This is a genomic window from Actinokineospora sp. NBRC 105648 (assembly GCF_030269645.1).
Lineage (GTDB): Bacteria > Actinomycetota > Actinomycetes > Mycobacteriales > Pseudonocardiaceae > Actinokineospora.
Window position 1 is genome coordinate 1 of sequence record NZ_BSTR01000011.1, and the last position, 22502, is coordinate 22502.

Genomic DNA, 22502 nt, shown 5'->3' on the forward strand with positions numbered 1-22502 from the left:
CTGGGTGGTGCCGGGCTGGGTGGTGCCGGGCTGGGTGGTGCCGGGCTGGGTGGTGCCGGGCTGGGTGGTGCCGGGCTGGGTGGTGCCGGGCTGGGTGGTGCCGGGCTGGGTGGTGCCGGGCTGGGTGGTGCCGGGCTGGGTGCCTAACCACGTCGTGCCTAACCGCGTTGTGCCTGACTGCGTCGTGACTAACCGTGTTGGTAGCTGCCATGTCGTGGCTGGGGCAGGAGCATGGCCGGCCTTGCCGGGGAAGGCGCACGCGGGGGTCTCCGTCGTACGCCTGCCGACGGCGGGAGTAGGTGGTCGTATCCCCCGGGACCTGCCGTGCGAAGCGGTACCGGCGGCGGGCGTGGCGCTGCACACCTGGGCGTGCCCGTCGTCGGGTGGGGGTGGGACGATGGGCGCCATGGCCCGCCTGAACTACGCCGAGCTCAACGACACCATCCGATACACCATGTGGTCGGTCTTCCGGATCGAGCCGGGGCGGTTGCCCGATGACCGGGGGCCCGCGGCCAGCGAGACCGCTGAGTACCTCGACGCCCTGGAGGGTAAGGGGGTCGTGGTGCGGGGGGTGTACGACCTGGCCGGGCTGCGGGCCGACGCGGACTACCTGATCTGGTGGCACGCCGAGGAGGTCGAGCAGTTGCAGGCCGCCTACAGCGGTTTCCGGCGCACCGCCCTCGGGCGGGTGTCGACTCCGGTGTGGAGCCAGGTCGCGCTGCACCGGCCCGCCGAGTTCAACCGGAGTCACGTGCCCGCGTTCCTCGCCGGGGAGGAGGCGCGCAAGTTCATCTGCGTCTACCCCTTCGTCCGGTCCTACGAGTGGTACCTGCTGCCCGACGACGAGCGCCGCAAGATGCTGGCCGACCACGGCAAGGAGGCGCGCGACTACCCGGACGTGCGGGCGAACACCGTGGCCTCCTTCGCGCTGGGCGACTACGAGTGGATCCTCGCCTTCGAGGCCGACGAGCTGCACCGCATCGTCGACCTGATGCGGCACCTGCGGGGGACCGAGGCGCGGCTGCACGTGCGCGAGGAGATCCCGTTCTACACCGGCACCCGGGTGCCCGCCGCCGAGTTGGTCGCGAACCTGCCGTGAGGCTGGTCGGGGACGAGCGGGTCGTCGCCGGGCCCTATCGGGTGGCGCACCTCGCCGCGTCCTGTGTCGGGATGGTGGCGGACGCTGCCGCGGAGTTGTTGCGGGACAGGGGAACCGCGCCCGAGCCGGTGGTGGTCGACGTTCGGCACGCGGTCGAGGCGTTCCGGAGCGAGCGGCACTTGACCGTCGACGAGGCGTCGCCCGGCGAGGTGTGGGGGCCGTTGTCCGGTGACTACCGCGCGGCCGACGGTTGGGTGCGGCTGCACTGCAACTACCCGCACCACGAGGCGGCCGCGGTGGCCGTGCTGGGCGAGGACGTCGCTGCGGCTGTAGCCCGCCTGCCCGCGCTCGCGGTGGTCGAGGACGTGATCGCCGCGGGCGGGGTCGCGTCGTCGTTGCGTTCGCCCGCGGAGTGGGCGGCCCACCCGCAGGGCATCGCCGTGGCCGCTGAACCCCTGGTCGCGGTGGAGCGGGTCGGCGATGGCCCGCGCAAGGTGCTGCCTGCCGCGGACCGGCCGCTGGCGGGTGTGCGGGTGCTCGACCTGACGCACGTGATCGCCGGGCCGGTGTGCGGGCGGACGCTGGCCGCCTACGGCGCGGACGTGCTGCACGTGGGTGCCGCGCACCTGCCCACGGTGCGGCCGCTGGTGATCGACACCGGCTTCGGCAAGCGCAGCGCGCACGTTGACCTGCGGACCGACGGTGGTCGCGCGACGCTGCACGATCTCCTCTCCGACGCCGACGTGATGATCCAGTCCTTCCGGCCGGACTCGTTGGCGGACAAGGGTTTTGGGGTCGCCGACCTGCCGCCGGGCGGGATCCTGGTGAGCCTGTCCGCCTATGGCCACAGTGGACCGTGGCGGGCCCGGCGCGGGTTCGACAGCCTGGTCCAGCTCGCGTCCGGCATCGCCCACCGGGACGAGGTCGACAAGCCGGTCCCGCTGCCCGCGCAGGCCCTCGACCACGGCACCGGTTGGCTCGCCGCGCTGGGTGTGCTCACCGCGCTGCGCAGGCGCGCGACCGAGGGCGGCACGTGGCACGTCCGGGTCTCGCTGGCCCGCACCGCGCACTGGCTGGACTCGCTCGGCCGCGTCGACTCGTCCGAGTCGGCCGCGCCGGTCGAGCAATTTCTATCTGAAGTGGATAGTCCCTTTGGGAGAGTGAAGCACGTGCGCTTCCCGGACACGACAACAACGTGGCGGCACGGGCCGCGAACGCAAGGCGGCGACTCGCCACAGTGGTGGTGAGCCGCCGCCCAGGTGTCAGCGCTGCTTGAGCTGGTAGGCGCGGATGATGGTCTGCTCCACGGAGTTGCCACGCCCGTCCTCGGCCGAGGCCCGCAACGACACCGACGTGGCGCGTGCCGGGTGGTTGAGCACGAGCAGGGAGTGGCCGACCAAGCGGCCCTTCTGCCACGTCTTGCCCTCGTCGTAGGACACGTCCACTGTCAGCTTCCTGGGCTGGGCAGTGGTTCCGTCCTCGAGCTGGAGGCTCACCGGCACCACGTACGCACCGGTCGGCGCCGCGTTGTCGGCGTCGAGGAACGTGTGGAAGCGGATCGCCGCCAGCCGGATGGTCTCCAGCTCCGCCGCGGTGGTCCGGAAGGTCCACGTGCCCGACACCTTGGTGCTCACCTCGAACCGGGGGTCGCGCGCGCCCTCGGTGACCAGGCGGTAGCTGCCTGGCGAGGTCGGGACGGTGAACAGGCCGCGACCGGCGACCGGTGACTCACCGAGCTTCTTGCCATCCCGGTACAGCGCGGTGTGGGCGCTGGTCGTGGCGGAGGCACCCGCGTTGCCCGCGCCGTCTGTCCACAATGGAAGGTCGACCAGCACGGTGTCCCGGAAGCGCTCGACCCACGGGAGACGCGTCTTGGGCAGACCCGGGCCGAAGGTGCCGACGTTCGCGCGCAGCCAGTAGGTCCGACCCGCCGTGGGCCGCAGCGGCTCGGTCAGCCACTGCGCCTCGAGCGCGGGCTCCCCGGTGATCACCGTGTAGCCCACCCACTCCGTGTTCGCCGCCAGCAGGTGCTCGGTGACCTGGTCGCCCGCGGGCCAGCCGATGGTGGGGCCGCCGCCGCGGCCGTCGAGGGCGATCGGGAACTGCGCCCGGACCACCTCGGTGCCCGGCGGGTGCTTCCCGACCGAGGTGTGCATCACGGCCACCTCCCGGCGCGCGACGACTCGGTCGAACCCGCGGGGGGCCGACTTCTCCCGGAAGAACGCCAGGTCGTAGTAGTTGTGCTCGTCGGTGAACGTCGTGGCCAGCGCCCAGAGGAACTCCCGCGCGGACAGCTCGGGGCCGAGGTGCCCGACCCCCAGACCGGCCAGGTTCGGGCCGAGGACGCCGAAGCTCGCCTGGAGGTCCCCGATGGCGAGGTCGAACCCGGTGCGGACGGCCTGCACGGGCACCCTCGGGTCCGGCGGGGTGACCGACACCTTCCCGGTCTGCCTGGCGTCGATCACCACCTCGGCCGACTCGGTGAGCCGGTAGGCCGGGTAGGGGAGCAGCAGCACCTCGCCTGCCGGCCCGAAGTAGGTGTTGTGCAGGATGTAGCGGCCCTTGGGCAGGCGGAACTTCAACAGGCCGCCGGTGTCCGCGGTGCCGCTGAAGGCCCCCTCGCCGTCCACCGGCACCACCAGCGTGTTCCAGTCCTGGGTGGGTTTGCCGTCCGGGTCGAGATAGCGCAGCGTCAGGTCGTAGCTCTCGACCTCCCGGTCGATGGCCACCGGGGTGCGCACGCCCTGGCCGCCGGTGGCCACGACGACGCCGGAGTAGGCACCGTCCACGCCACCGCGGCGGGTGTCGCCGGTGACCCGCACCGACGCGGTGCCGCCCGCGGGCACCGTCACGCGGTTCGCCGAGAGGCTGAACACGGTGGTGGGCTTGTCGTTCGGGTCGGCCGCCTCGACCCTCAGGTCCAGGGTGACCGGCTGGGTGCCCGCGTTGCGGTAGGTCAGGTCCTTGCTGACCAGCACGTCGTCGTCGTGCGGCCACAGCTGGGTGCCCAGGCTCAGCGAGCCGGGCGTGGTGGTGAGCGCCTGGGTCAGCGCCCTGGCCACGTCCACCCGGCCGGAGCCCTGGTCGAACACCCCGGCGCCCGCGGTGGGCTTGGCCGAGGCGGTCAGCACCGCCTTGAGCTGCGCGCCGGTCCACTCCGGGTGCTGTTGGGCCAGCAGTGCCGCGGCGCCCGCGACGTGCGGGGCGGCCATCGACGTGCCGGAGAGCCGGACGTAGCCGGGCTCGACCGGGTCGCCGATCTGGCCTTGCGCGGCCGCGGCCGCCACGATGCCCGAACCGGGCGCGGTGATGTCCGGCTTGACGCCGCCGTCGCCGATCCGGGGGCCGCGGCTGGAGAAGGGGGAGACGGTGTCGTCGCGCTCCACCGAACCCACGGTCAGCGCGGCCTCGGCGCTGCCCGGCGAGCCGATCGTGCGCGCGGCGCCGGAGTTGCCCGCCGAGACGACGAACAGCGTCCCGGTCCGCGCCGAGAGCCGGTTGACCGCCTCCTCGACCGGGTCGACCTCCGGGCCGTCGAGGCCGCCCAGGCTCAGGTTGACCACGTCGGCGCCCTGCTCGGCGGCCCACTCCATGCCCGCGATGATCCAGGACTCGCGGCCGAAGCCCCCGTCGCCGAGGACCTTGCCGTCGAGCAGCTGGACACCGTCGGCGACGCCGCGGTACTTGGCGCCGCCACCCGCGATGATCGAGGCGACGTGCGTGCCGTGGCCCTCGTGGTCGATGGCGTCGGAGTCCTCGGCGAAGGTGCGCTGCTGGGCCACCTTGCCCCGGAGGTCGGGGTGGGTGGTGTCGATGCCGGTGTCGAGCACGGCGACCTTGACGCCCTTGCCGGTCAGGCCCGCCTGCCAGGCCGCGGGGGCGCCGATCGGGGCGGTGCTGCGGTCCAGCAGTGCCGCGCGCTTGCCGTCGAGCCACAGCTTGCCGCCGCCCGCGGTGAGCGCCTTCCAGGAGCCCGCGAGGGACGCCTTGTCGACGCTGAGCGCGCGGGCGCCGACCGAGTTCAGCGCGCGCTCGGACCGCACACCCGCGGCACGGGTCGCCGGGCCGGTCTGGATGAGCGGCAGCTCGCTCGTGCGCTCGTCGTAGCCCGCCTCGGCGAGGGTGGTCACGTCGAAGAGCCGCTCGTCGAGCTTGCCCGCGCGGATCAGCGCGAGCGCGTCGAGCGGGACGATGTGGGTGTGCCCGTCGACGGTCCGGGTCTGGTAGGTGATCCCCTTCCGCTCGGCGGTCGGGAGGATGACGGGCTTGCCGCCCGCCTGGGGCAGCAGGACTCGGTCCCCGGTGATGAGCGTGATGGTGTGGCCCTGGGCGGTTGACTCGGCCCGCGGTGCCGCTTCGGCCCCGGCGTTCGGGGTGGTCGCGGAGAACACCCCCAGGATCAGTGCCGCCGTGATCGTTGCCGCGGTCGTGCGTTTGCGCATGGGACCCCCGGTCTTTGTTTCCCTTGTGGACTGACCGGGGCCGTGCCGTGTGAAATTGATGAAGTTATTCCCCCGGTGCGGGAGAAACTAGCGGTGATCTTGTCGCATCACAATCCGCCGAAGAGTTGACAAGATTGCGCGGAAATCAGACCACGACGGGTCGCTGGACATTCTTCGCCAGTTGGCCCCCACGCGGAACCGAACCGCGATCACCGCATTCGCCCACAGGGGCGATTGTCTTCCCGCACGCGCGTACGGAGATCGCTCACCCGGGCGTTCACCCGATCGACACCCGGATCGCGCCCCCGGACTGTCACCGGTCGGGGTTAGCGTTGGCGCTGCCCGCGAGCGCGGACCCCGCACCCCGGACAGCCACACCGGACATTCCACTTCGCACGGAGGATTCAGACATGGTCACCCGCAACACCTCATGGCCCGTGGGCACCCCCTGCTGGGTCGACCTGGGCACCGACGTCGAGCGGGCCACCCGCTTCTACAGCGGCCTGTTCGGCTGGCGGATCGAGGTCGGCCCACCGGAGTTCGGCGGCTACGCCAACTGCTTCGTCGGCGACGCCCACGTGGCGGGCCTCGGCCCGCTGCAGGAGGGGCAGACCTCGGCGTGGACCACCTATCTGTCCACTGAGGACGCCGGGGCGGACGCCGCCAAGATCACCGCCGCGGGCGGGCAGGTGCTGGTCGAGCCGATGGCCGTCGCCGACCTGGGCACGATGGCCGTCGCGGTGGACCCGACCGGCGGGCTCTTCGGGCTCTGGCAGTCCGGGAAGCACACCGGCACGAACCTGGCCAACGAGCCCGGTTCGCTCACCTGGAACGACCAGAAGAGCTCGGACCTGGCCGCTGCCAAGCAGTTCTACTCCTCGGTCTTCGGCTACGCCTACACCGACCTCGGCGAGGAGTACGCCACCATCCACCTGGCCGAGGGCGAGCCCGAGGTCGGCGGCATCGGCGTCGAGCAGGGCAAGCCCGGCTACTGGACGACCTACTTCCGGGTCGCCGACACCGACGCAGCGATCGAGAAGGTGCGCGACCTCGGCGGGTCGGTCGTCGATGGTCCCTACCCGACCCCGTACGGCAAGCAGGCGCTCGTGACCGACGACCAGGGCGCGCAATTCGTCGTCATCGAGCCGCCCGCGGGCGCCTGATCCACGACCCGGGTGGTGGCACCGCTCCAGGTGTCGCCGCCCGGGTGGGCGTCAGCGGCCGAACCGCCACCACCGGCGGCGGGGCGCGGCCGTCTCGCCCCGCGCGACCAGCCACTCACCGAAGGCGGCGGCGTCCTCGCGGGCGCGTGAGCCGTCTCGGCGCGGGTGCGCGCGGGCGTACTCGTCGAACAGCGGCACGAAGCGGTCCCCGAGGTCCCCGGCCGCCTCCGGGGCGATCTGGGCGACCACCCGCCTGCGCTTGGCCAGCAGGGCGGTGGCCTCGACGTCGAGGGCGCGCTGGTCGAAGCCCGCGGGCGCGGGGCCGCCCGCCAGCAGCGCGCGCAGCAGCTCGGCCTGCTTGTCCGCCAGCCGGTCGCGCGCGGTGTCGCTCACGCGCGCACCACGGCGCGGATGGCGGCCAGCTCGTCGGCCAGCACCGCGTCGGCTGGGTAGCGGTCGTCGCGTTCCAGCAGGACACCCGGCGGCTCGGTGCGCGCGCACAGCTCGGCCAGCAGGTCGAGCACCTCCCGCGGGACCGGGTGGGCGTGCGTGTCGTGGTACACGCCGTCGATCTCGACGCCGCCCGCCACGTGCACGTAGGCGACGCGCTCCAGCGGCAGGCCGTCGAGCAGGTCCACCGGGTCCTGGCCCAGGTTGCGGGCGTTGGCCCACATGTTGGCCACGTCGATGAGCAGCAGGCAGTCGGTGCGCTCGACGAGCTCGGTGAGGAACTGGGCCTCGGTGAGCTCGGCGTCCGGCCACTCCAGCAGCGCCGCGATGTTCTCCAGCGCCAGCGGCACCCCCAGCCCGGCCTGGGTGGTCCGCACGTTCGCGGTCAGCACGTCGAGGGCGTCGCGGGTGCGCGGCACCGGCATCAGGTGCCCGGAGTCGAGCCCACCCGCGCGCACGAAGCAGATGTGGTCGCTGGCCAGCGGCGCGTCGAGCAGCTGGGCCACCGCGGCCAGGTGCTCGACGCGCGCCGGGTCGACCGGGTCGGCGCCGCCGAGGGACAGGGAGACGGCATGGGGGAGGACCGGCAGACCCCGCTCGCGCAGGATCCGCAGGGACTCCGGGAGGTGGTCGTGGTGCAGGTTCTCCGCCACGACCTCCACGAAGTCCACGCCGGGCAGCCGCTCCACGGTCAGGTCGATCTCCGACCGCCAGCCGATGCCCACGCCGAGTCGCTCACCCATGCCGTCATCCTCCCCCTCGACACCCCCTGGGCGTCACCCGCCGCAGCCACCACCCCCGCCGCAGCCACTGCTGCCGCCCCCGTCCCCGCCCCCACCCGCGCACGAGCCACCGCCGGTCACGGCACCGCACCCCGCGCTCGAGCCACCGGGCCCCCCGCCCGCGGCGTAGGCCGCGGGCACCCGGTGGAACTCGAGCGCGGAGGCGATGTCCGCGTCCGGGTAGCTCGCCAGGCCACCGAGGGCCACCATCCCTGCCACGCCCCCGACCAGCGCGTAGTCGGTGATCCTCGGATCGGCGGGCGGCGCCTGGCGCGAGTGCCGCGCCGCCTGCCGTGCCTCGGCGAGCCGCCGGGTGCCCGCGTAGGTCCGCTCGGGCACCGGCGTGCGGAACACCGCGACCAGCAGCACGAGCGTGCCCAGCAGGGCCACCGACAGCCAGCCGACCGGGCGCCCCTGCGACACCCCGTTGACCCACCGCACCAGCCCCACCGCGAACAGCACCGCGATCGGTGCCGCGGACAGCCGTGCCCGGGCGGCCCGGCGGTCGACCAACAACCCCTTGGCGACCAGCGCGTCAGCGGTCGAGGTGACCGCCTGGAGCTGGACGACCCGGTCGACGACCAGGCTCACCGAGCGGTGCTTGTGCCTGCGGGTCTCCGCCAGCACCGCCCGGTCGACCGGGTCGGTGCCCGAGGCGGCCCCCTCGACCGCCTGGACCCGACCGCCCCGGCTCGGCCGCAGCTTGCCCGCGTCCAGCAGCCTGGCCACGGACAGCTCGACGACCCGTCGAGCACCCCCGGCCAGGTACGCCAGCTCCGCCACGGTGAGCTGACCGGTCCCGGTCCGATGCGCCGCGGCGCCGGTCCGGGCCATGATCCGCACGGCGCCCGCGATCAGGATCGCGAACGCCGCGCCGACCAGGTACACCCTCAGGAAATCGGGCCCTGCGATACCCCACGGTTCATTCATCCCGCCCCCTACCCGATTCGGGAGCGGGCCTCCTGAGTGAACGCCCGTTCCCTTTCACATCACCGGGTTCATCCGCTCCGGTGCGCACCATGCTCGGGCCGCTGTGACCGCGGGCACAAGCGCCCTTGAGCTAGATTTAGGGGTTCCGTGGGCAGGATTTAGGCTTCTTGACCTGGACTTGAGGTGTCCGGGACCAGGGCCAGCGAGATCGAGTTGATGCAGTAGCGCTGATCGGTCGGGGTCGGGTAGCCCTCGCCCTCGAACACGTGGCCCAGGTGGCTGTGGCAGCTCGCGCACAGCACCTCGGTGCGCACCATCCCGTGCTCGCGGTCCTCGCGCAGCACGATGCTCTCGCCCGCCAGCGGCGAGAAGAACGACGGCCAGCCGCAGTGCGACTCGAACTTGGTGTCGCTGCGGAACAGCTCCGCCCCGCACGCGCGGCACTGGTAGACCCCGACGGTCTTGGTGTCGGTGTACTCACCCACCCACGCGGGCTCGGTGCCCGCCTGCCGCAGCACCGCGTACTCGCGCGGGTCCAGCTGCGCCCGCCACTCCTGCTCGGACTTGACGACCCGCGCCGACGCTCCGACGACCGGTTTCATACCCACTCGTGCTCTCCTCGCTCCCCAGCTCAGCCGAACAGCACGCCGACGATGAACACCAACGCGTCCCACGCGGCGACCACCACGCCCAACAAGATGAGGGCCGCGAGTATGCCCGCGGTGAGCCGGTGGTGCCCGCCCAGCCGGTTGGCCGACTCGGCGAAGTCGCGGACCTGGCCCAGGTAGCCCTCGACGGTGTAGCTGGGCGCCACCTGCTCGACCCGGTCGAGGTGCTCGGCGAACGCCTTGGCCTCCGGGTCGGCCGGGTCCAGGCCGATCAGGTCGTCGGCGAAGCGGTCCTTGGGTGGCTGGGGGGCCGTCGGGCGCGCGTCGTCGTCAGAGCCCCCGTAGGTCCCAGTCGTGCCCATGACACCACGGTAGCCTGCCCGGCCCCGGAAATGGACCCGCCGGGGGCGTGGATCACGCGCGTGCGGTGGGGCCCGGCCGTAGGCTGGCGCCATGGCACCAGCGGTGGAGATCGAGGTCGGCGGCCGGACCGTGCGAGTGTCCAATCCGGACAAGCCGTACTTCGCCGACCTCGGCTTGGTCAAGCGGCAGATCGTCGAGTACTTCCTGGCCGTGGGCCCGGGCATCCTCGGCGCGCTGCGCGAGCGCCCCACCACCCTCGAGCGCTGGCCGGGCGGGGTGTTCGAGGGCGCCAAGCTCTCCACCCGCGGCGACCACACCGGTGACGCGTTCTACCAGAAGCGGGTCCCCAAGGGCGCCCCCGACTACGTCGAGACCGCGCGCATCACCTTCCCCAGCGGGCGCCCGGCCGACGAGGTGTGCCCGACCGAGCTGGCGGTGGTGGCCTGGGCGGCCAACCTGGGCACGCTCACCTTCCACCCGTGGCCGGTCACCCGAGCCGACGTCGACCACCCCGACCAGCTGCGCGTCGACCTCGACCCGCAGCCCGGCACCGACTTCGCCGACGCGGTCGCGGTGGCGCTGGAGGCCAGGGCCCTGCTCGACTCGCTGGGCATGGCCGCGTTCCCGAAGACCTCCGGCGGCCGCGGCGTGCACCTGTACGTGCCGATCGAGCCGCGCTGGACCTTCGTCGAGGCCCGCCGCGCGCTGATCGCCCTGGGCCGCGAGCTGGAGCGGCGGCTGCCGGACAAGGTGACGGTGAGCTGGTGGAAGGAGGAGCGCGGCAGCCGGATCTTCGTCGACTACAACCAGATGGCCCGCGACCGGACGATCGCCTCGGCGTACTCGGTCCGCCCCACCCCGCGCGCGCAGGTGTCGGCGCCGGTGACCTGGGACGAGCTGCCCGACGTGCGCCCGGAGGACTTCACCGTGCTCACGATGCCCGCCCGCTTCGCCGCCGTCGGCGACCTGCACGCGGGAGTGGCCGAGCGCGCGTACTCGCTGGAACCGCTGATGGAGCTCGTCGAGCGGCACGAGCGCGACGACGACCTGGGCGACCTGCCCTACCCGCCGGACTACCCGAAGATGCCCGGGGAGCCCAAGCGCGTCCAGCCGTCCAAGGCGCGCAACGACTGAGCCGGCCGATCGGCTGAGCACGTCGGTGCTGGAGCGCCACCCGACGTGGACGCTCCACTGTGCCGTGTCAACCCGCCACCGCGCCCGCTCCGGCGCGCCGGAAGCCCCGCACGATACGGGGAATGTCGCTGGTACGCACGAACGTTGCTCCGTCCGGTTGACGCGCGCGGTGGACCTGTCTCGACCCGCGAAAACGTCAGTCCGAGGATTTACACTGCCGGAACGGGAAACAGGGAAGGGGAACCAGCAATGTCGGACACATACCTCGTCCGCTACGTCGGCGGCCCCCTCGACGGCCGGGTGGACACGGTGGACGGCGTGCTCGCCGATCCGCGCTCCACAGTGACCCACGTGCACCTGCACGGTGGCCCCAAGATCGTGCACCACTACGACCTGCAGTACGCCCTCGAGTACGGCTGCGAGTACCGGCTGCGCGAGGACTAGTCGCGCTCCGGCGACGGCCCGCCGATGATCAGCACGCAGAGCGCGCACCGCGGCCCCCCGTCCTCCACACCCGCCAGGTCCGGCGGCGCCGCGTGCGTGCAGGACGCGCGGTAGTGCCGGTGGGCCAGCCGGGACCCGGCCGCCATCGGGAAGGCGTGCAGCACGCCGTCATAGCAGCTGCGCCACCACAGGTACCGAGCGCTCACGGTCGCCAAAGCTAGGTCGAGAGCCCCCGGCGGGCATCCGCAGTCGCCCGAAGGGGTGACTGTCGGTGCCACCCGGCAGACTACGGCCGATCATGATCGGGAGGAGCCACCGATGGCGAAGGCACTGACGGCAGACGACCTCGACCGGTTGCGAGCCGCCCTCGCGGCAGGCAAGCCAACACCGGTCTGGTTCACCGACGAGGCGGTCGGGGTCACCAGCGGCGGCCAGGCGAAGGTGGTCGCCTTCGACGAACCAGCCGAGGGCGACTTCATCCAGGTCCGCCCCACCGGCTCCCGGGACGTGCTGTCCTTCTCCCCGGCCGAGCTGACCGTGGCGAAGCCACCACCCAAGCCGAAGCCCGCGTACGTCCCGGAGCCGGAGCCGGAGCCTGCGGCACCGGAACCCACCGAGCCCGAGGTCGTGGTGGGCATCGAACCCGGAGCCCCGGAACGACCGAAGGCACGCCCCACCCCACGCAGGCGCGAACCGGCCGAGGTGACGGTGACCCTGCACTCGACCCCGGAGGGCGAGTGGACCGTGGATGTTTTGGTGGGCAAGAAACGCACCGTCCGCTGGACCCCAGTCCCAGCGGGCGACATCGCCCGCGCGGCCCGCTCCCTGCCACCGGCGGTCGGCGAGGCCATCGGCGCTTCCCTGGAAGCGTCCAAACAACGCCAACTGAAGCGAGTCGAACAGCTGAAGGCGGAACTGGAAGCCGCGCAACGAGCACTACGCGAACTGGGCTAGAACGAGCGCTGCGAGACCGGGCGAGAACGAGCACGACGAGAACTGGGCGAACGAGCACGAAGAGAACCGAGCTGGAAGCCAAGGCCCGCTGGGGAATCCCGCTCCCGCCACACCGCAACCGGGTCCCAAGCCGCGAAGGGACCTGGGCCCAACCCCAACCGAAGCAAACTCCCGCCCCTCGCTGGAACCGCCGACACCGCAATGGATCGGCGCTCCAACCCAACCGCAGCGGAGAGGCCACCCACGCTGATGCCGCAGCTGAAGGCCGCTGCCGCTGGTACGCAACGCCCGCCAGGAGCGGCGCGGAGTGGCTGCCGCGCTGTTACCGCAGCCGAAGGCCGCCCCGCTGATATGCAACGCCCGCTAGGAGCGGAGAGGCCGCTCCGCTGGTACCGCAGCCGGAAGCCGCCCCCGCTGGTACGCAACGGCCGCTAGGAGCGGAGAGGCTGCCTCGCTGATGCCGCAGCCGGAGGTCGCCCCCGCTGGTACGCAACGGCCGCTAGGAGCGGAGCGGAGAGCCCGCCCCCACCAGCCCGCAGCGGTGAGGCCGACCGCGCTGGTACCGCCGGCCCCGCTACGGATGCTCGATCTAGTGGACTCGCTTCGTGTGGGGGGAGAGCACCGCTAAACTTGCCGGTGGTGGGGAATGCCCTTCACCCGCCCTTTTTTCACCACCGCGGTGCTCTAGGGGCCCCGCGCGAAGTGAGTTCACTAGATCGAGCCCCCGCTCTTACCTGGGCAACGAAGACGGCAACCCCCGACGCACGTCCTCGAGCCCATACTCGCAACTCGCGCAACGAAGACGGCAGCGCTCAAGCGAGTCCTAGACGCAGCCCAGGCAAAGAAGCGGCAGGCAACTCAAGGCGGGCAGACAGTCCCGTCCCGAGGTACCTTCCCCTCCACCAAGAACCCCACCCCAGCATCCGTGGCACAAGACGAGAACCCCAACGCCCCGTGCCCAGCCCCCTGCCACGTCACCAGCGCAGCCGTGACCAACTGGCTGGCCGCGTGCTCAGTCCCGCTCAACGGCGTCACCGGATCGGTCGCGGTTCCCAGCACCACGATCGGCGGCGCCGTCGGGGCCGTGGGCGCGGGTACCGGCTGTGAGGGCACCGGCCACGGGCTGCACACCGCGAGCCACTCCGACACCAGGGCGCCGAAGATCGGGTAGCGGGTGTTCCAGCTCTTGGCCGCGCCGGTCATCGCCTCGGTGGACAGTCGGGACTTGGTGTCGTTGCAGCGGGTCACCAGGGTGACGTCGAAGGTGGCGGGCAGGCCCGCGTGCTCCTGGATGACCGGCGCCACCAGCGCCGCCAGGCCGTCCGGGGTGCCGCCGCGGGCGTCGGCCAGTGCCTTGGACAGCGCGGGCCACGCCTTGCGGTCGCCGAGTCCGGCGTAGACCGCGCGCAGCACGACGCCGGGGTTGAGTTCGATGTCGGTGGCGGTGACCAGCGGCTCAGTGGCTGCCCGGGCCAGCACCTCGGTGAGCGCCTGGCGGGCGTTGGCGCCCAGCTCGCAGGCGCGTTTCGCGCAGTCGTCGGCGAACGCGGCGTAGGTCGCGTCGGCGCCTGCCGCCACGCCTTCCAGGGCTACGGCGGCGTCCTGGTTCGGGTCGGGGAGGCCGTCGAGGACCATCCGGCCCACGGTGCTCGGGTAGCGCTCGGCGTACACCGACAGAACCCGCGAGCCCTCGCCGTGGCCGATCGCGTGCAGTCGGTCGACGCCCAGGGCGATCCGGACCGCCTCGGCGTCGCCCGCGGTGCGCCAGGTGTCGATCGCGGGCAGCCGGGTCTCCAGCGTGATCGAGCACTGCTGGCCCGCGGTGCGCGCCTGGTCGACCAGGCCCTCGACGTCCAGCTCGCGCGGGTCGGTGTCGACGATGGCCGAGCGGACCTCGTCGGGCAGGCAGCGGACCGAGTCCAGGTTGCCGGTGCCGCGCCGGTCGAGGCCGATCAGGGAGAACTTGGTCAGCAGGTCAGCGGGCAGGCTCGCGGCCAGCTGCCCGGCGTAGGCGGTCCCCGGGATCCCGTCGATGTCGTTCACGACGAGGACGGGGATCGGACCGGTACCGATCCGGACCAGCTGGATGGGCACGGTGCCGCGGCCCGGGGTGTACGGGGAGTCCAGCACGCCCCGCACCCGGCCGCAGTCGACCTTGGTGCCCGCCGGGGTGACCACGCGTTCGGCGACCTCGGGGCCGCACGGCGCCCAGCGGATCGCGGAGCTGGTCGGCTCGGTGAGCGGGGGGACCGGGGCGGCGGTGGGCTGGCCGCTGGTCGAGGGAGGCGTGCCACCGTCGTTGACGACGATGCCCGGTCGGGCGGAAGGGCCTGCGGTGCAGGCGGTGAGCAGGGCCAGCGGTACCAGCCAGGTACCGCGTCCGAACCTCACTCTTGCGCCGTCCTCTCGGTGGTTTCCTGGTGAGCTTCGCATGGGTGTTGTGATGACTCGGTGTGTTCTCTTCGTGTTTCTGGTCCCCGTGGGCCCTGTCTCATGAGTTCTCTCGCCTGGGGTCCCATGAGTTCTCTCGCCCGGGGTCCTGTATCCCCTACGCCAAGTGTGACTACGGGCTGAGGTGGTGTGTCAAGGCGGGAAAGATGCCTTGACACACCACCTCAGCCCGTGTTTTGGCTGCGTATGGGATGCAGGGGGCGGGGTGGTCTGCGGGGTGGGGTGTGGGGGGCTGTGCCGGTTGGGGAGGGGGATGGGGATGCCTGTGGAGGTTGGGCCTTGAGGTCTGGGAGGGCGGAGGCTGGGTGGGCGAGTGTGGACAGTGGCTGGGGGGCTGGGTAGGTGGGCAGGTGGGCAGTAGCGGGTGATGGGGGGCGGGGTAAGTGGTGGGGGCGGGGGTAATGCGTGGGGGGAAATCACGTGTGCCGGGTACGGTGCGGCGGTGGTCGTGGTGCGAGTGGATCGGGCGGGGCGGGCGGCTGGGGCCTGGTGGGGTGGGGTGACGGCCGGGGTTCCGCGCATGGTCGGGGCTATCCCGCCGACCGCTCAGGTGTTGATCGGGATCGTCAGCGTGCAGGTTGGGGCGGCGCTGGCGAAGCAACTGTTCTCCACCGCCGGTGCGGCTGGGACGGTGACGTTGCGGTTGGTGTTCGCCGCGCTGATCTTGGTTCTGGTGTGGCGTCCGTCGTTGCGGGTTGATCGGCGGGCGTTGCCGGTGATCCTGGGGTACGGCGTTGTGCTCGGGGTGATGAACCTGTGCTTCTACCTGGCCATCGAGCGGATTCCGCTGGGTATCGCGGTGACCGTGGAGTTCCTGGGGCCGTTGGCGGTCGCGTTGGTGGGGTCCCGCCGGTGGCTCGATGGGCTCTGGGCGTTGCTCGCCGCCGCTGGCGTGGTGTTGTTGTCGCAGTCCGGTGGGTCGGTGTCGGTGGTCGGGCTGCTGTTGGCGTTGGCCGCCGGGGTGTGTTGGGCGGGTTACATCCTGTTGAGCGCGGCCCTCGGCTCGCGGACCTCCGACGGTTCCGGGCTTGCCCTGGCGACCGTGGTGGCGGGCTTGTTGATCACGCCGTTCGGGGTGGTCGGGGCTGGGGTGGACCTGTTGCAGCCCTGGGTTTTGGCGGTGGGGGCCGGGGTGGCGTTGATGTCCTCGGTGATCCCGTACTCGCTGGAGCTCGAGGCCCTGCGGAAGATCCCGCCGAGGGTGTTCGGGGTGTTGATGAGCATGGAGCCCGCTGTTGCCGCGCTCGCGGGGTTGGTGGTGCTCCACGAGGCGTTGCGGCCGTTGCAGTGGGTGGCTATTTGCTGTGTGGTCGCCGCTTCGGCTGGGGCGACGCGGTACGCGAAGCCGCAGCCCTAGCGTGCCTTGACCTCGCCGCGCAGGACGGAGTCCAGGTCGTAGCGGGCCGGTTCCTCCAGCTGCTCGTAGGTGCACGAGGTGGGCTCGCGGTCGGGGCGCCAGCGCTGGAACTGGGCGGTGTGCCGGAATCGGCTCGGGTAGCCGCCCTCGGTGTGCTCGTAGGCGACCTCGACGACGCGTTCCAGGCGGAGGGGGACCCATGGTTGCTCGGTGGTGCGCCAGCGGCTGATGGAGCCGGGCATGCGGGCGATGTCGTGCTCCTTGCTCGCCCACGGGTGCTCGTCGGCGCCGTTGACCATCAGCTCGGCCAGTTCCTCGGCGAGCTCTCGGCGGCGGGCGACGGTGAAGGAGCCGACCACGCCGACGTGGTTGAGGGAGCCGGTGTGGTCGTAGAGGCCGAGCATGAGGGAGCCGATGGCCTCGCCGGGCACCGAGTCCTTGTGCCAGCGCAGGCCCGCGACCACGCAGTCCGCCGTGCGGGAGTGCTTGAACTTGAGCATGGTCCGCTTGTTCGGCGTGTACGGGCCGTCGGCGGGCTTGCCCATCACGCCGTCGAGGCCCGCGCCCTCGAAGATGGTGAACCACTGCCTGGCCAGGTCGGCGTCGGTGGTCGCCGGGGTCAGGTGGACCGAGTCGGTGGTGGTGAGCACGTCCTCCAGCCGCCGCCTGCGGTCGACGCCGGGGGTGTCGAGCAGCAGGTCGTCGCCGAGGGCGAGCAGGTCGAAGGTGATGAACCGGGACGGGGTCTTCTCCGCCAGCATGTTCACCCGGCTCGCGGCGGGGTGGATGCGCTCGGACAGGGCGTCGAAGTCGAGCCTGCCGTCGAGGTCGACGACCAGTTCGCCGTCCACCACCACCCGGTCGGGCAGGGCGTCGAGCAGCGCGGCGGCGGCCTCGGGGAAGTAGCGGTTGAGCGGCTTGCCCGACCGCGACTGCAGCGTCACCTCGGTGCCGTCGCGGAAGACCAGGCAGCGGAAGCCATCCCACTTGGGCTCGAACACCAGGCCGGAGCCGTCCGGGATGGACTTCGCGGGCTTGGCGAGCATCGGTTGGACCGGCGGGGTCAGCGGAAGCGCCACGGACCACATACTGCCTCTTCAGCGCCCTGCGCGCCGGCTTCCGGACGGGATCAGGCGGTCGTCCGGCGGTAGCGCAGCATCAGGTAGTCGGCCTCGGTGAGCACCGACGCCAGCGCCAACCCCACCGGCACCGCCTGGGGGCCGACCGCGATCCGGCCCGCCTTGCCACCCGCGAGCAGTGGTGCCACGGTCAGGCACAGCTGGTCGACCAGGTTCGCCGCGATCATGGCGCCGAACAGCGTCGGGCCGCCCTCGCAGCTCACCCGGCGCAGGCCGCGTTCGGACAGCGCGGCGAGCGCCACCGCCAGGTCCACCTCGGACTCGCCCGCCACGACCACGTCCGCACCCGCCGCGCGCCAGGCGTCGCGGCGGTCGGCTGGGGCGGCCTCGGTGGTGACGATGATCGGTGGCACCCGGGTGTCGGTGATCAGCGGCGCGTCCGGGGGGACCGAGCCGCGCGCGGTGACCACGGCGATCGGGGGGAGCGGCGCGCGGCCGAGGCGGGCCCGGCGGGCGGTGTCCACCTCGTCGGGTCGCACGCCCCGGTAGCCCTCGGCGTTCGCGGTGCCCCAGCCGACGAGCAGCACGTCGGCCAGGTCGCGGCCAAGCGCGAAGATCCGCTTGTCCGCCGGGCTCGACAGGCCCGCCGACACACCGCCGACGGCGGCCGCGCCATCGGCGCTGCTGACGAAGTTGACCTGCACCCACGCCCGGTCGAGGTCGTCCGGGTAGTCGTAGAGGCGTTCCAGCTCGGTGTCGTCCACCACATCGGGTGATGGTTGACCTGGGGAAACGGGGGAGGTGGACCACAGCCTGTGCACGGGTCCATCCCAGCACGCCGCTACGCTGCCGGCATGTCCGCCGCCAGGCTCGTCGACCGCGATCCGGTGATCGGCGCGGAGGAGCTGATCGCCGAGCTCGCCCCGCCGCCGCGGTTCGGCGACGTCCGGTTCGCCACCTACGTCCCCAACCCCGACGAGCCCAGCCAGGCCGCCGCGGTCGCCGCGGGTGAGGGGTTCGCCGCTCGGGTGGGGGACCGGGGCGAGAAGTCGTTCTTCCAGCGGGTATTCGGGGGCGGGAAGCCCGCGGGCAAGTCCGGGCTCTACCTCGACGGCGGGTTCGGGGTCGGCAAGACCCACCTGCTCGCCTCGATCTGGCACGCGGTGCCCGGGTCCAAGGCGTACGGCACGTTCGTCGAGCTGACCAACCTGGTCGGCGCGCTCGGCTTCCGGGAGGCGGTGGCGCGGTTGAGCGGGCACCGCCTGCTGGCCATCGACGAGTTCGAGCTCGACGACCCGGGCGACACCATGCTGGTGACCCGGCTGCTCTCGGAGTTGATCGACGCGGGGGTCTCGGTCGCGGCGACCTCGAACACGCTACCGGACAAGCTGGGCGAGGGGCGGTTCGCCGCCGAGGACTTCCTGCGCGAGATCCAGGCCCTCTCGGCGCGGTTCGACGTGGTGCGGGTGGACGGGCCGGACTACCGGCACCGCGGCCTGCCCGACGCGCCGCCGCCGATGGCCGACGGTGCGCTGGCCGCCAGCGCGGCAGCCGTCCCCGGGTCCACAGTGGACGATTTCGGCGCGCTCTGCGGCCACCTGGCCACGCTGCACCCGTCCCGGTACGGGAAGCTGGTCGACGGCGTGGCCGCGGTGCACCTACGCGGGGTGCGCGCGCTGTCCGGTCAGGACGTGGCGCTGCGCGTGGTGGCCTTCGCCGACCGGCTCTACGACCGGGCGATCCCGGTGGTGGTGTCCGGGGAGCCGGTGTCGGCGCTGTTCACCGACGAGATGCTGCGCGGGGGCTACCGCAAGAAGTACCTCAGGGCGGTCAGCAGGTTGGTGGCGCTGTCCCGGGACGCGGCTTCGCTGCCGGGTGCCCGGGCCTAGGCACCTCGGGTCAGGCCCGCCTGCGGCCGGGTTTGTCGCCGGGGACGCGGTGCTCGTCGATCAGTGCCCAGACCGAGACGCCGGTGCCGGAGTCCGGCTCGCCGCGCTGCCGGGAGCGGGGCGCCGGGTCCCCGGTGTCCGGCTTGGCGCGCAGTTCCTGGCGAATCTGGTCGTAGATGGGTGTGTCGGTCACCGCCATCCTTTCCGTTGGCGCGGGGGCTCTGCCAGGTTACGCACGGTACGCCTGCTGCGCAGTAACGCCGCACGGTGGTCCCGTCGCTACGTTGGGTGAATGGTCCGGGTGAACCGGTCACTCTGCGACAGTGGTGTGCGCGACGGCCGGTTGGCGTGCCGCGCGCGTGCGGCGGGTGCACCGGTCGATCACCGCCGCGACCGTTATCACTGCTCCGACCGCCCACGACAGGGCTCCGAGAGTGTCGCTCAGGTAGTGGTACCGGAGCTCGACGATGGCACTGGCGGCCACCGCGAACAGGACGAAGGAGACACCGGCGGTGGTCACCGTCCGGATGACCCGCCGGCCGGGCGGCGCGTTCGCGGAGATCACCAGTGTGAGCACCGCCATGATCGAGACGAAGGTCGTGGTGTGCCCGCTGGGGTAGGCGAGGTAGTCGTCGTGGGTGCGGCCGAAGAGCGGTTTGAGCAGCCAGGTGTTGACCCCGGCGGCCAGCGCGGGCCCGACCGCGGCCAGCAGCGCGACCTCGGGTCGGCCCCGCACCAGGGCCACCGCGGCGATGACCACCAGCAGGCCGATCATGACCACCGGGTTGGTGGTGAGCGACACCGGCTCGACCACACCGGGCAGCGCGCCGTAGAGCCGGTCGAGGGCGTCGAACGCGGCGGCGTCCCACGGACCCTCCGCCGTCCCGCCGGCCACCGCAACGCCCAGGGCCGCCGTCGCCGCGAAGCACAGCACCGCCACGGCGGTGGCGGGCCTGGTCAGTTCCGGGGGCAGCAGTCGTCGCACACCGCCACTATGCCCACCGGCGCGCGCTCACCGCCCGACTCCACAACCCCTGCACGGACTCTCCACGGCGCGCTCACCGCGCGCGCCGCACCCGGCTCTCGTCCCACACCGGGCGGTCCACCTCGGACACCACGCCGTCTGACCGGAACACCAGGAACCGGTCGAACGAGCGGGCGAACCACCGGTCGTGGGTCACCGCGACGACCGTTCCCTCGAAGGCGTCCAGCGCGTCCTGCAGCGCCTCGGCCGAGTGCAGGTCGAGGTTGTCGGTGGGCTCGTCGAGCAGCAGCAGCGTCGCGCCGGAGAGTTCCAGCAGCACGATCTGGAACCGCGCCTGCTGGCCGCCGGAGAGCGTCTCGAAGCGCTGGTCGCCCGCGGCGGCCAGGCCGTAGCGGCTCAGCACGGCCGCGGCGGACCCGCGGTCCATCCCCGCGCGGTCGCCGTCGCCGTGCCAGAGGATGTCGGCCAAGGAGCGGCCGACCCACTCCGGGTGCTGGTGGGTCTGGGCGAACAGGCCGGGCACCACGCGGGCACCGAGCTTGCACACCCCGGTGTGCGCGACACTGTCCACATCGGACAACAGGCGCAGGAAGTGGCTCTTGCCCGAGCCGTTGGAGCCCAGCACCGCCAGCCGGTCGCCGAAGAAGACCTCGGTGTCGAAAGGCTGCATCAGCCCGGTCAGCTCCAGGCGCTCGCAGGTGATCGCCCGGACACCGGTGCGCCCGCCGGTCAACCGGGGCTGCACGCGCTGCGGGCGCGGCGGCACCGGCGGCGGCCCGATCGCCTCGAACTTGGCCAACCGGGTCTGCGCGGCCCGGTAGCGGCTGGTCATCGCGTCGCTCATGGTGGCGGCCCGCTGCAGGGAGCGGACCAGCTCGCGCAGCTTGGCGTGCTCCTCGTCCCAGCGCCGCTGCTGCTCGGCCACCCGCTCCCAGCGCGCCTCGCGCGCCTCGTTCCAGGTCGCGAAGCCGCCGGGGTGGGTCCAGGCGGTCCCGGCCTCCACGGTGACCACCTGGGTGGCGACCGCGGACAGCAGCTCGCGGTCGTGGCTGATCAGCAGCACCGCCTTGGCCGACTCGGCCAGCCGCTGCTCCAGCCAGCGCTTGCCGGGCACGTCGAGGTAGTTGTCCGGCTCGTCGAGCAGCAGGACCTGCTCCCGCCCGCGCAGCAGCGCCTCGAGCACCAGCCGCTTCTGCTCGCCGCCGGAGAGGGTGCGCACCTCGCGGAAGCGCGCCTTGTCGTAGCCCACCCCCAGCGCGGCCACGGTGACGGTGTCCCAGAGGACCTCGGTGGTGTACCCGCCCGCCTCGTCGTAGTCGCCGAGCGCGGTGGCGTAGCGCAGCTGGGTGGCCTCGTCGTCGGTCTCCATCAGCTGCAGCTCGACCGCGTCCAGCTCGGCCGCCGCGGCCCGCAGCGGCGCGGGTGCCACCGAGAGCAGCAGGTCGCGCACGGAGCGGTCGTCGCGCACGGAGCCGACGAACTGCGGCATCACCGCGAGCCCACCGCGCACGGTGACGCCGCCGTCGGGGGCGGTCAGCTCGCCGGCGATGATCCGCAACAGGGTCGTCTTGCCCGCGCCGTTCTCACCGACCACGGCCACGACCTGCCCGGCCCCGACCTTCAGCCCGGCGTCGCGGAACAGCACCCTGCCGTCGGGCAGGGTGTACGACAGGCCGATCGCTTCGAGGTGTCCCACCCGCAGATGGTCGCGCACCGGACCCGATCGCGGCGAACGCATTCCACCGGCGGCGGCCGGGAGGGGCTGGACAGGAGAGGCTGGACAACGAGGAAACCGCCACCCGTTGGATCCGATAGAACACTGGCATGCGACCGGAAGCCGGCCAAGTCCTGCACTTCTCCGAAGATCCGACGATCACCCGGTTCACTCCGCACCGCGCGGCCACCGCGCGGGAGGCTGAGCCCTATGTCTGGGCGGTGGACGCCGAGCTCGCGCCCGATTACTGGTTCCCGCGCCAATGCCCGCGTGCGTTGGCTTGGGTGGGTGCGTCGACTTCCGCAGCTGATGCCGAGCGCCTGCTCGGGCCGGGTATTCGACCGCGTGCACGCGGTCGAATACGGCTGGCTGGCGGCAATGCGCACGGTGGAGCTCTATGCCTACCGGTTGCCTGCGGCCGCGTGTACCGCGTTCGGCCAACCGGTTCCGCACGCGTTTGTCGCTACCGAGGCCGTCGACCCGATCGGCCCGCCGGAGCGGGTTGGTGACCTGTTCGCGTTGCACGAGGAGGCGGGGATCCAGTTGCGGGTCTACGACAACCTGTGGCCGTTCTGGGACGCGGTCATCGGCAGCACACTGGGGTTCAGCGGGATCCGCCTGCGCCACGCCGCACCGCGCCGGGAGGTGTGACCCGGGC

Annotated in this window: 22 protein-coding genes and 1 pseudogene; 10 read left to right on the forward strand and 13 right to left on the reverse strand. The window is 72.4% G+C overall.

What is annotated here, in order from left to right; all coding sequences use genetic code 11:
• Positions 1-406 precede the first annotated feature (406 nt).
• The gene (hemQ, locus tag QSK30_RS12720; RefSeq protein ID WP_285502522.1) at positions 407-1099 is read left to right on the forward strand and encodes a hydrogen peroxide-dependent heme synthase; all 693 of its coding nucleotides are present in this window, start codon (positions 407-409) and stop codon (positions 1097-1099) included.
• The gene (locus tag QSK30_RS12725) at positions 1096-2346 is read left to right on the forward strand and encodes a CoA transferase (protein ID WP_285502524.1); all 1251 of its coding nucleotides are present in this window, start codon (positions 1096-1098) and stop codon (positions 2344-2346) included. The genes hemQ and QSK30_RS12725 overlap by 4 nt, the downstream gene beginning before the upstream one ends.
• 15 nt (positions 2347-2361) lie before the next feature.
• Here the strand turns inward: QSK30_RS12725 and QSK30_RS12730 are convergent, their stop codons facing one another.
• Positions 2362-5541 (reverse strand): S8 family serine peptidase, encoded by a 3180-nt coding sequence (locus QSK30_RS12730; RefSeq protein ID WP_285502526.1) that lies wholly within the window; start codon positions 5539-5541, stop codon positions 2362-2364.
• A gap of 410 nt (positions 5542-5951) precedes the next feature.
• Between QSK30_RS12730 and QSK30_RS12735 the strand changes: the two genes are divergently transcribed.
• The gene (locus tag QSK30_RS12735) at positions 5952-6704 is read left to right on the forward strand and encodes a VOC family protein (RefSeq protein WP_285502528.1); all 753 of its coding nucleotides are present in this window, start codon (positions 5952-5954) and stop codon (positions 6702-6704) included.
• Between the two features lie 51 nt (positions 6705-6755).
• On the opposite strand, the gene QSK30_RS12740 is transcribed toward QSK30_RS12735, so the two are convergent.
• The 5 genes from QSK30_RS12740 to QSK30_RS12760 form a co-directional block, all read right to left on the reverse strand.
• On the reverse strand, positions 6756-7097 hold the full coding sequence (locus QSK30_RS12740; RefSeq protein WP_285502530.1) for an SCO6045 C-terminal-like domain-containing protein: 342 nt from the start codon (positions 7095-7097) through the stop codon (positions 6756-6758).
• A complete protein-coding gene (locus QSK30_RS12745; RefSeq protein ID WP_285502531.1) occupies positions 7094-7897 on the reverse strand; it encodes an MbnB/TglH/ChrH family RiPP precursor modification enzyme in 804 nt (267 codons plus the stop codon). The genes QSK30_RS12740 and QSK30_RS12745 overlap by 4 nt, the downstream gene beginning before the upstream one ends.
• Positions 7898-7930: 33 nt before the next feature.
• The gene (locus QSK30_RS12750) at positions 7931-8866 is read right to left on the reverse strand and encodes a TIGR04222 domain-containing membrane protein (protein WP_285502533.1); all 936 of its coding nucleotides are present in this window, start codon (positions 8864-8866) and stop codon (positions 7931-7933) included.
• 158 nt (positions 8867-9024) lie between these two features.
• Positions 9025-9468 (reverse strand): peptide-methionine (R)-S-oxide reductase MsrB, encoded by a 444-nt coding sequence (gene msrB / locus QSK30_RS12755; RefSeq protein ID WP_285502727.1) that lies wholly within the window; start codon positions 9466-9468, stop codon positions 9025-9027.
• A gap of 29 nt (positions 9469-9497) precedes the next feature.
• Positions 9498-9836, reverse strand: a complete 339-nt coding sequence (locus tag QSK30_RS12760; RefSeq protein WP_285502535.1) for a hypothetical protein — start codon at positions 9834-9836, stop codon at positions 9498-9500.
• 91 nt (positions 9837-9927) lie between these two features.
• Between QSK30_RS12760 and QSK30_RS12765 the strand changes: the two genes are divergently transcribed.
• Positions 9928-10971 (forward strand): DNA polymerase domain-containing protein, encoded by a 1044-nt coding sequence (locus QSK30_RS12765; protein WP_285502538.1) that lies wholly within the window; start codon positions 9928-9930, stop codon positions 10969-10971.
• A gap of 249 nt (positions 10972-11220) precedes the next feature.
• Positions 11221-11415 carry a DUF8847 domain-containing protein gene (locus tag QSK30_RS12770; RefSeq protein WP_285502539.1) on the forward strand — a complete coding sequence of 65 codons (195 nt, stop codon included), beginning with the start codon at positions 11221-11223 and terminating at the stop codon, positions 11413-11415.
• Here the strand turns inward: QSK30_RS12770 and QSK30_RS12775 are convergent.
• Positions 11412-11621: a hypothetical protein gene (locus QSK30_RS12775; RefSeq protein ID WP_285502541.1), complete on the reverse strand. Its 210-nt coding sequence runs from the start codon at positions 11619-11621 to the stop codon at positions 11412-11414. The two genes, QSK30_RS12770 and QSK30_RS12775, sit on opposite strands and share 4 nt — an antisense overlap.
• A gap of 112 nt (positions 11622-11733) precedes the next feature.
• On the opposite strand from QSK30_RS12775, the gene QSK30_RS12780 reads away from it, so the two are divergent.
• Positions 11734-12369, forward strand: a complete 636-nt coding sequence (locus tag QSK30_RS12780) for a DUF6319 family protein (RefSeq protein WP_285502543.1) — start codon at positions 11734-11736, stop codon at positions 12367-12369.
• A gap of 858 nt (positions 12370-13227) precedes the next feature.
• Here QSK30_RS12780 and QSK30_RS12785 read toward each other — a convergent pair.
• On the reverse strand, positions 13228-14760 hold the full coding sequence (locus QSK30_RS12785; RefSeq protein WP_285502545.1) for an alpha/beta hydrolase: 1533 nt from the start codon (positions 14758-14760) through the stop codon (positions 13228-13230).
• A 580-nt stretch (positions 14761-15340) separates the two neighbouring features.
• On the opposite strand from QSK30_RS12785, the gene QSK30_RS12790 reads away from it, so the two are divergent.
• Positions 15341-16177, forward strand: a complete 837-nt coding sequence (locus tag QSK30_RS12790; RefSeq protein WP_285502546.1) for an EamA family transporter — start codon at positions 15341-15343, stop codon at positions 16175-16177.
• Here the strand turns inward: QSK30_RS12790 and QSK30_RS12795 are convergent.
• Together QSK30_RS12795 and QSK30_RS12800 are read right to left on the reverse strand one after the other, a co-directional pair.
• The gene (locus tag QSK30_RS12795) at positions 16174-17265 is read right to left on the reverse strand and encodes an ATP-dependent DNA ligase (protein WP_285502548.1); all 1092 of its coding nucleotides are present in this window, start codon (positions 17263-17265) and stop codon (positions 16174-16176) included. The two genes, QSK30_RS12790 and QSK30_RS12795, sit on opposite strands and share 4 nt — an antisense overlap.
• A 41-nt stretch (positions 17266-17306) precedes the next feature.
• Positions 17307-18023 (reverse strand): pyrimidine reductase family protein, encoded by a 717-nt coding sequence (locus QSK30_RS12800; protein WP_285502549.1) that lies wholly within the window; start codon positions 18021-18023, stop codon positions 17307-17309.
• Between the two features lie 87 nt (positions 18024-18110).
• Between QSK30_RS12800 and zapE the strand changes: the two genes are divergently transcribed.
• The gene (gene zapE, locus QSK30_RS12805) at positions 18111-19145 is read left to right on the forward strand and encodes a cell division protein ZapE (RefSeq protein WP_285502550.1); all 1035 of its coding nucleotides are present in this window, start codon (positions 18111-18113) and stop codon (positions 19143-19145) included.
• Between the two features lie 10 nt (positions 19146-19155).
• Here the strand turns inward: zapE and QSK30_RS12810 are convergent, their stop codons facing one another.
• From QSK30_RS12810 to QSK30_RS12820, 3 genes are all read right to left on the reverse strand, one after another.
• Positions 19156-19338 carry a hypothetical protein gene (locus QSK30_RS12810; protein WP_285502551.1) on the reverse strand — a complete coding sequence of 61 codons (183 nt, stop codon included), beginning with the start codon at positions 19336-19338 and terminating at the stop codon, positions 19156-19158.
• 117 nt (positions 19339-19455) lie between these two features.
• Positions 19456-20130 (reverse strand): phosphatase PAP2 family protein, encoded by a 675-nt coding sequence (locus QSK30_RS12815; RefSeq protein WP_285502552.1) that lies wholly within the window; start codon positions 20128-20130, stop codon positions 19456-19458.
• A 73-nt stretch (positions 20131-20203) separates the two neighbouring features.
• Positions 20204-21826 (reverse strand): ATP-binding cassette domain-containing protein, encoded by a 1623-nt coding sequence (locus QSK30_RS12820; RefSeq protein WP_285502553.1) that lies wholly within the window; start codon positions 21824-21826, stop codon positions 20204-20206.
• Positions 21827-21954: 128 nt separating this feature from the next.
• Between QSK30_RS12820 and QSK30_RS36860 the strand changes: the two are divergent.
• Positions 21955-22119, forward strand: a pseudogene (locus QSK30_RS36860) (DUF6886 family protein); the annotation flags it as partial.
• Between the two features lie 13 nt (positions 22120-22132).
• Positions 22133-22495 carry a DUF6886 family protein gene (locus QSK30_RS12825; protein ID WP_285502554.1) on the forward strand — a complete coding sequence of 121 codons (363 nt, stop codon included), beginning with the start codon at positions 22133-22135 and terminating at the stop codon, positions 22493-22495.
• The last annotated feature ends 7 nt before the right edge of the window (positions 22496-22502 follow it).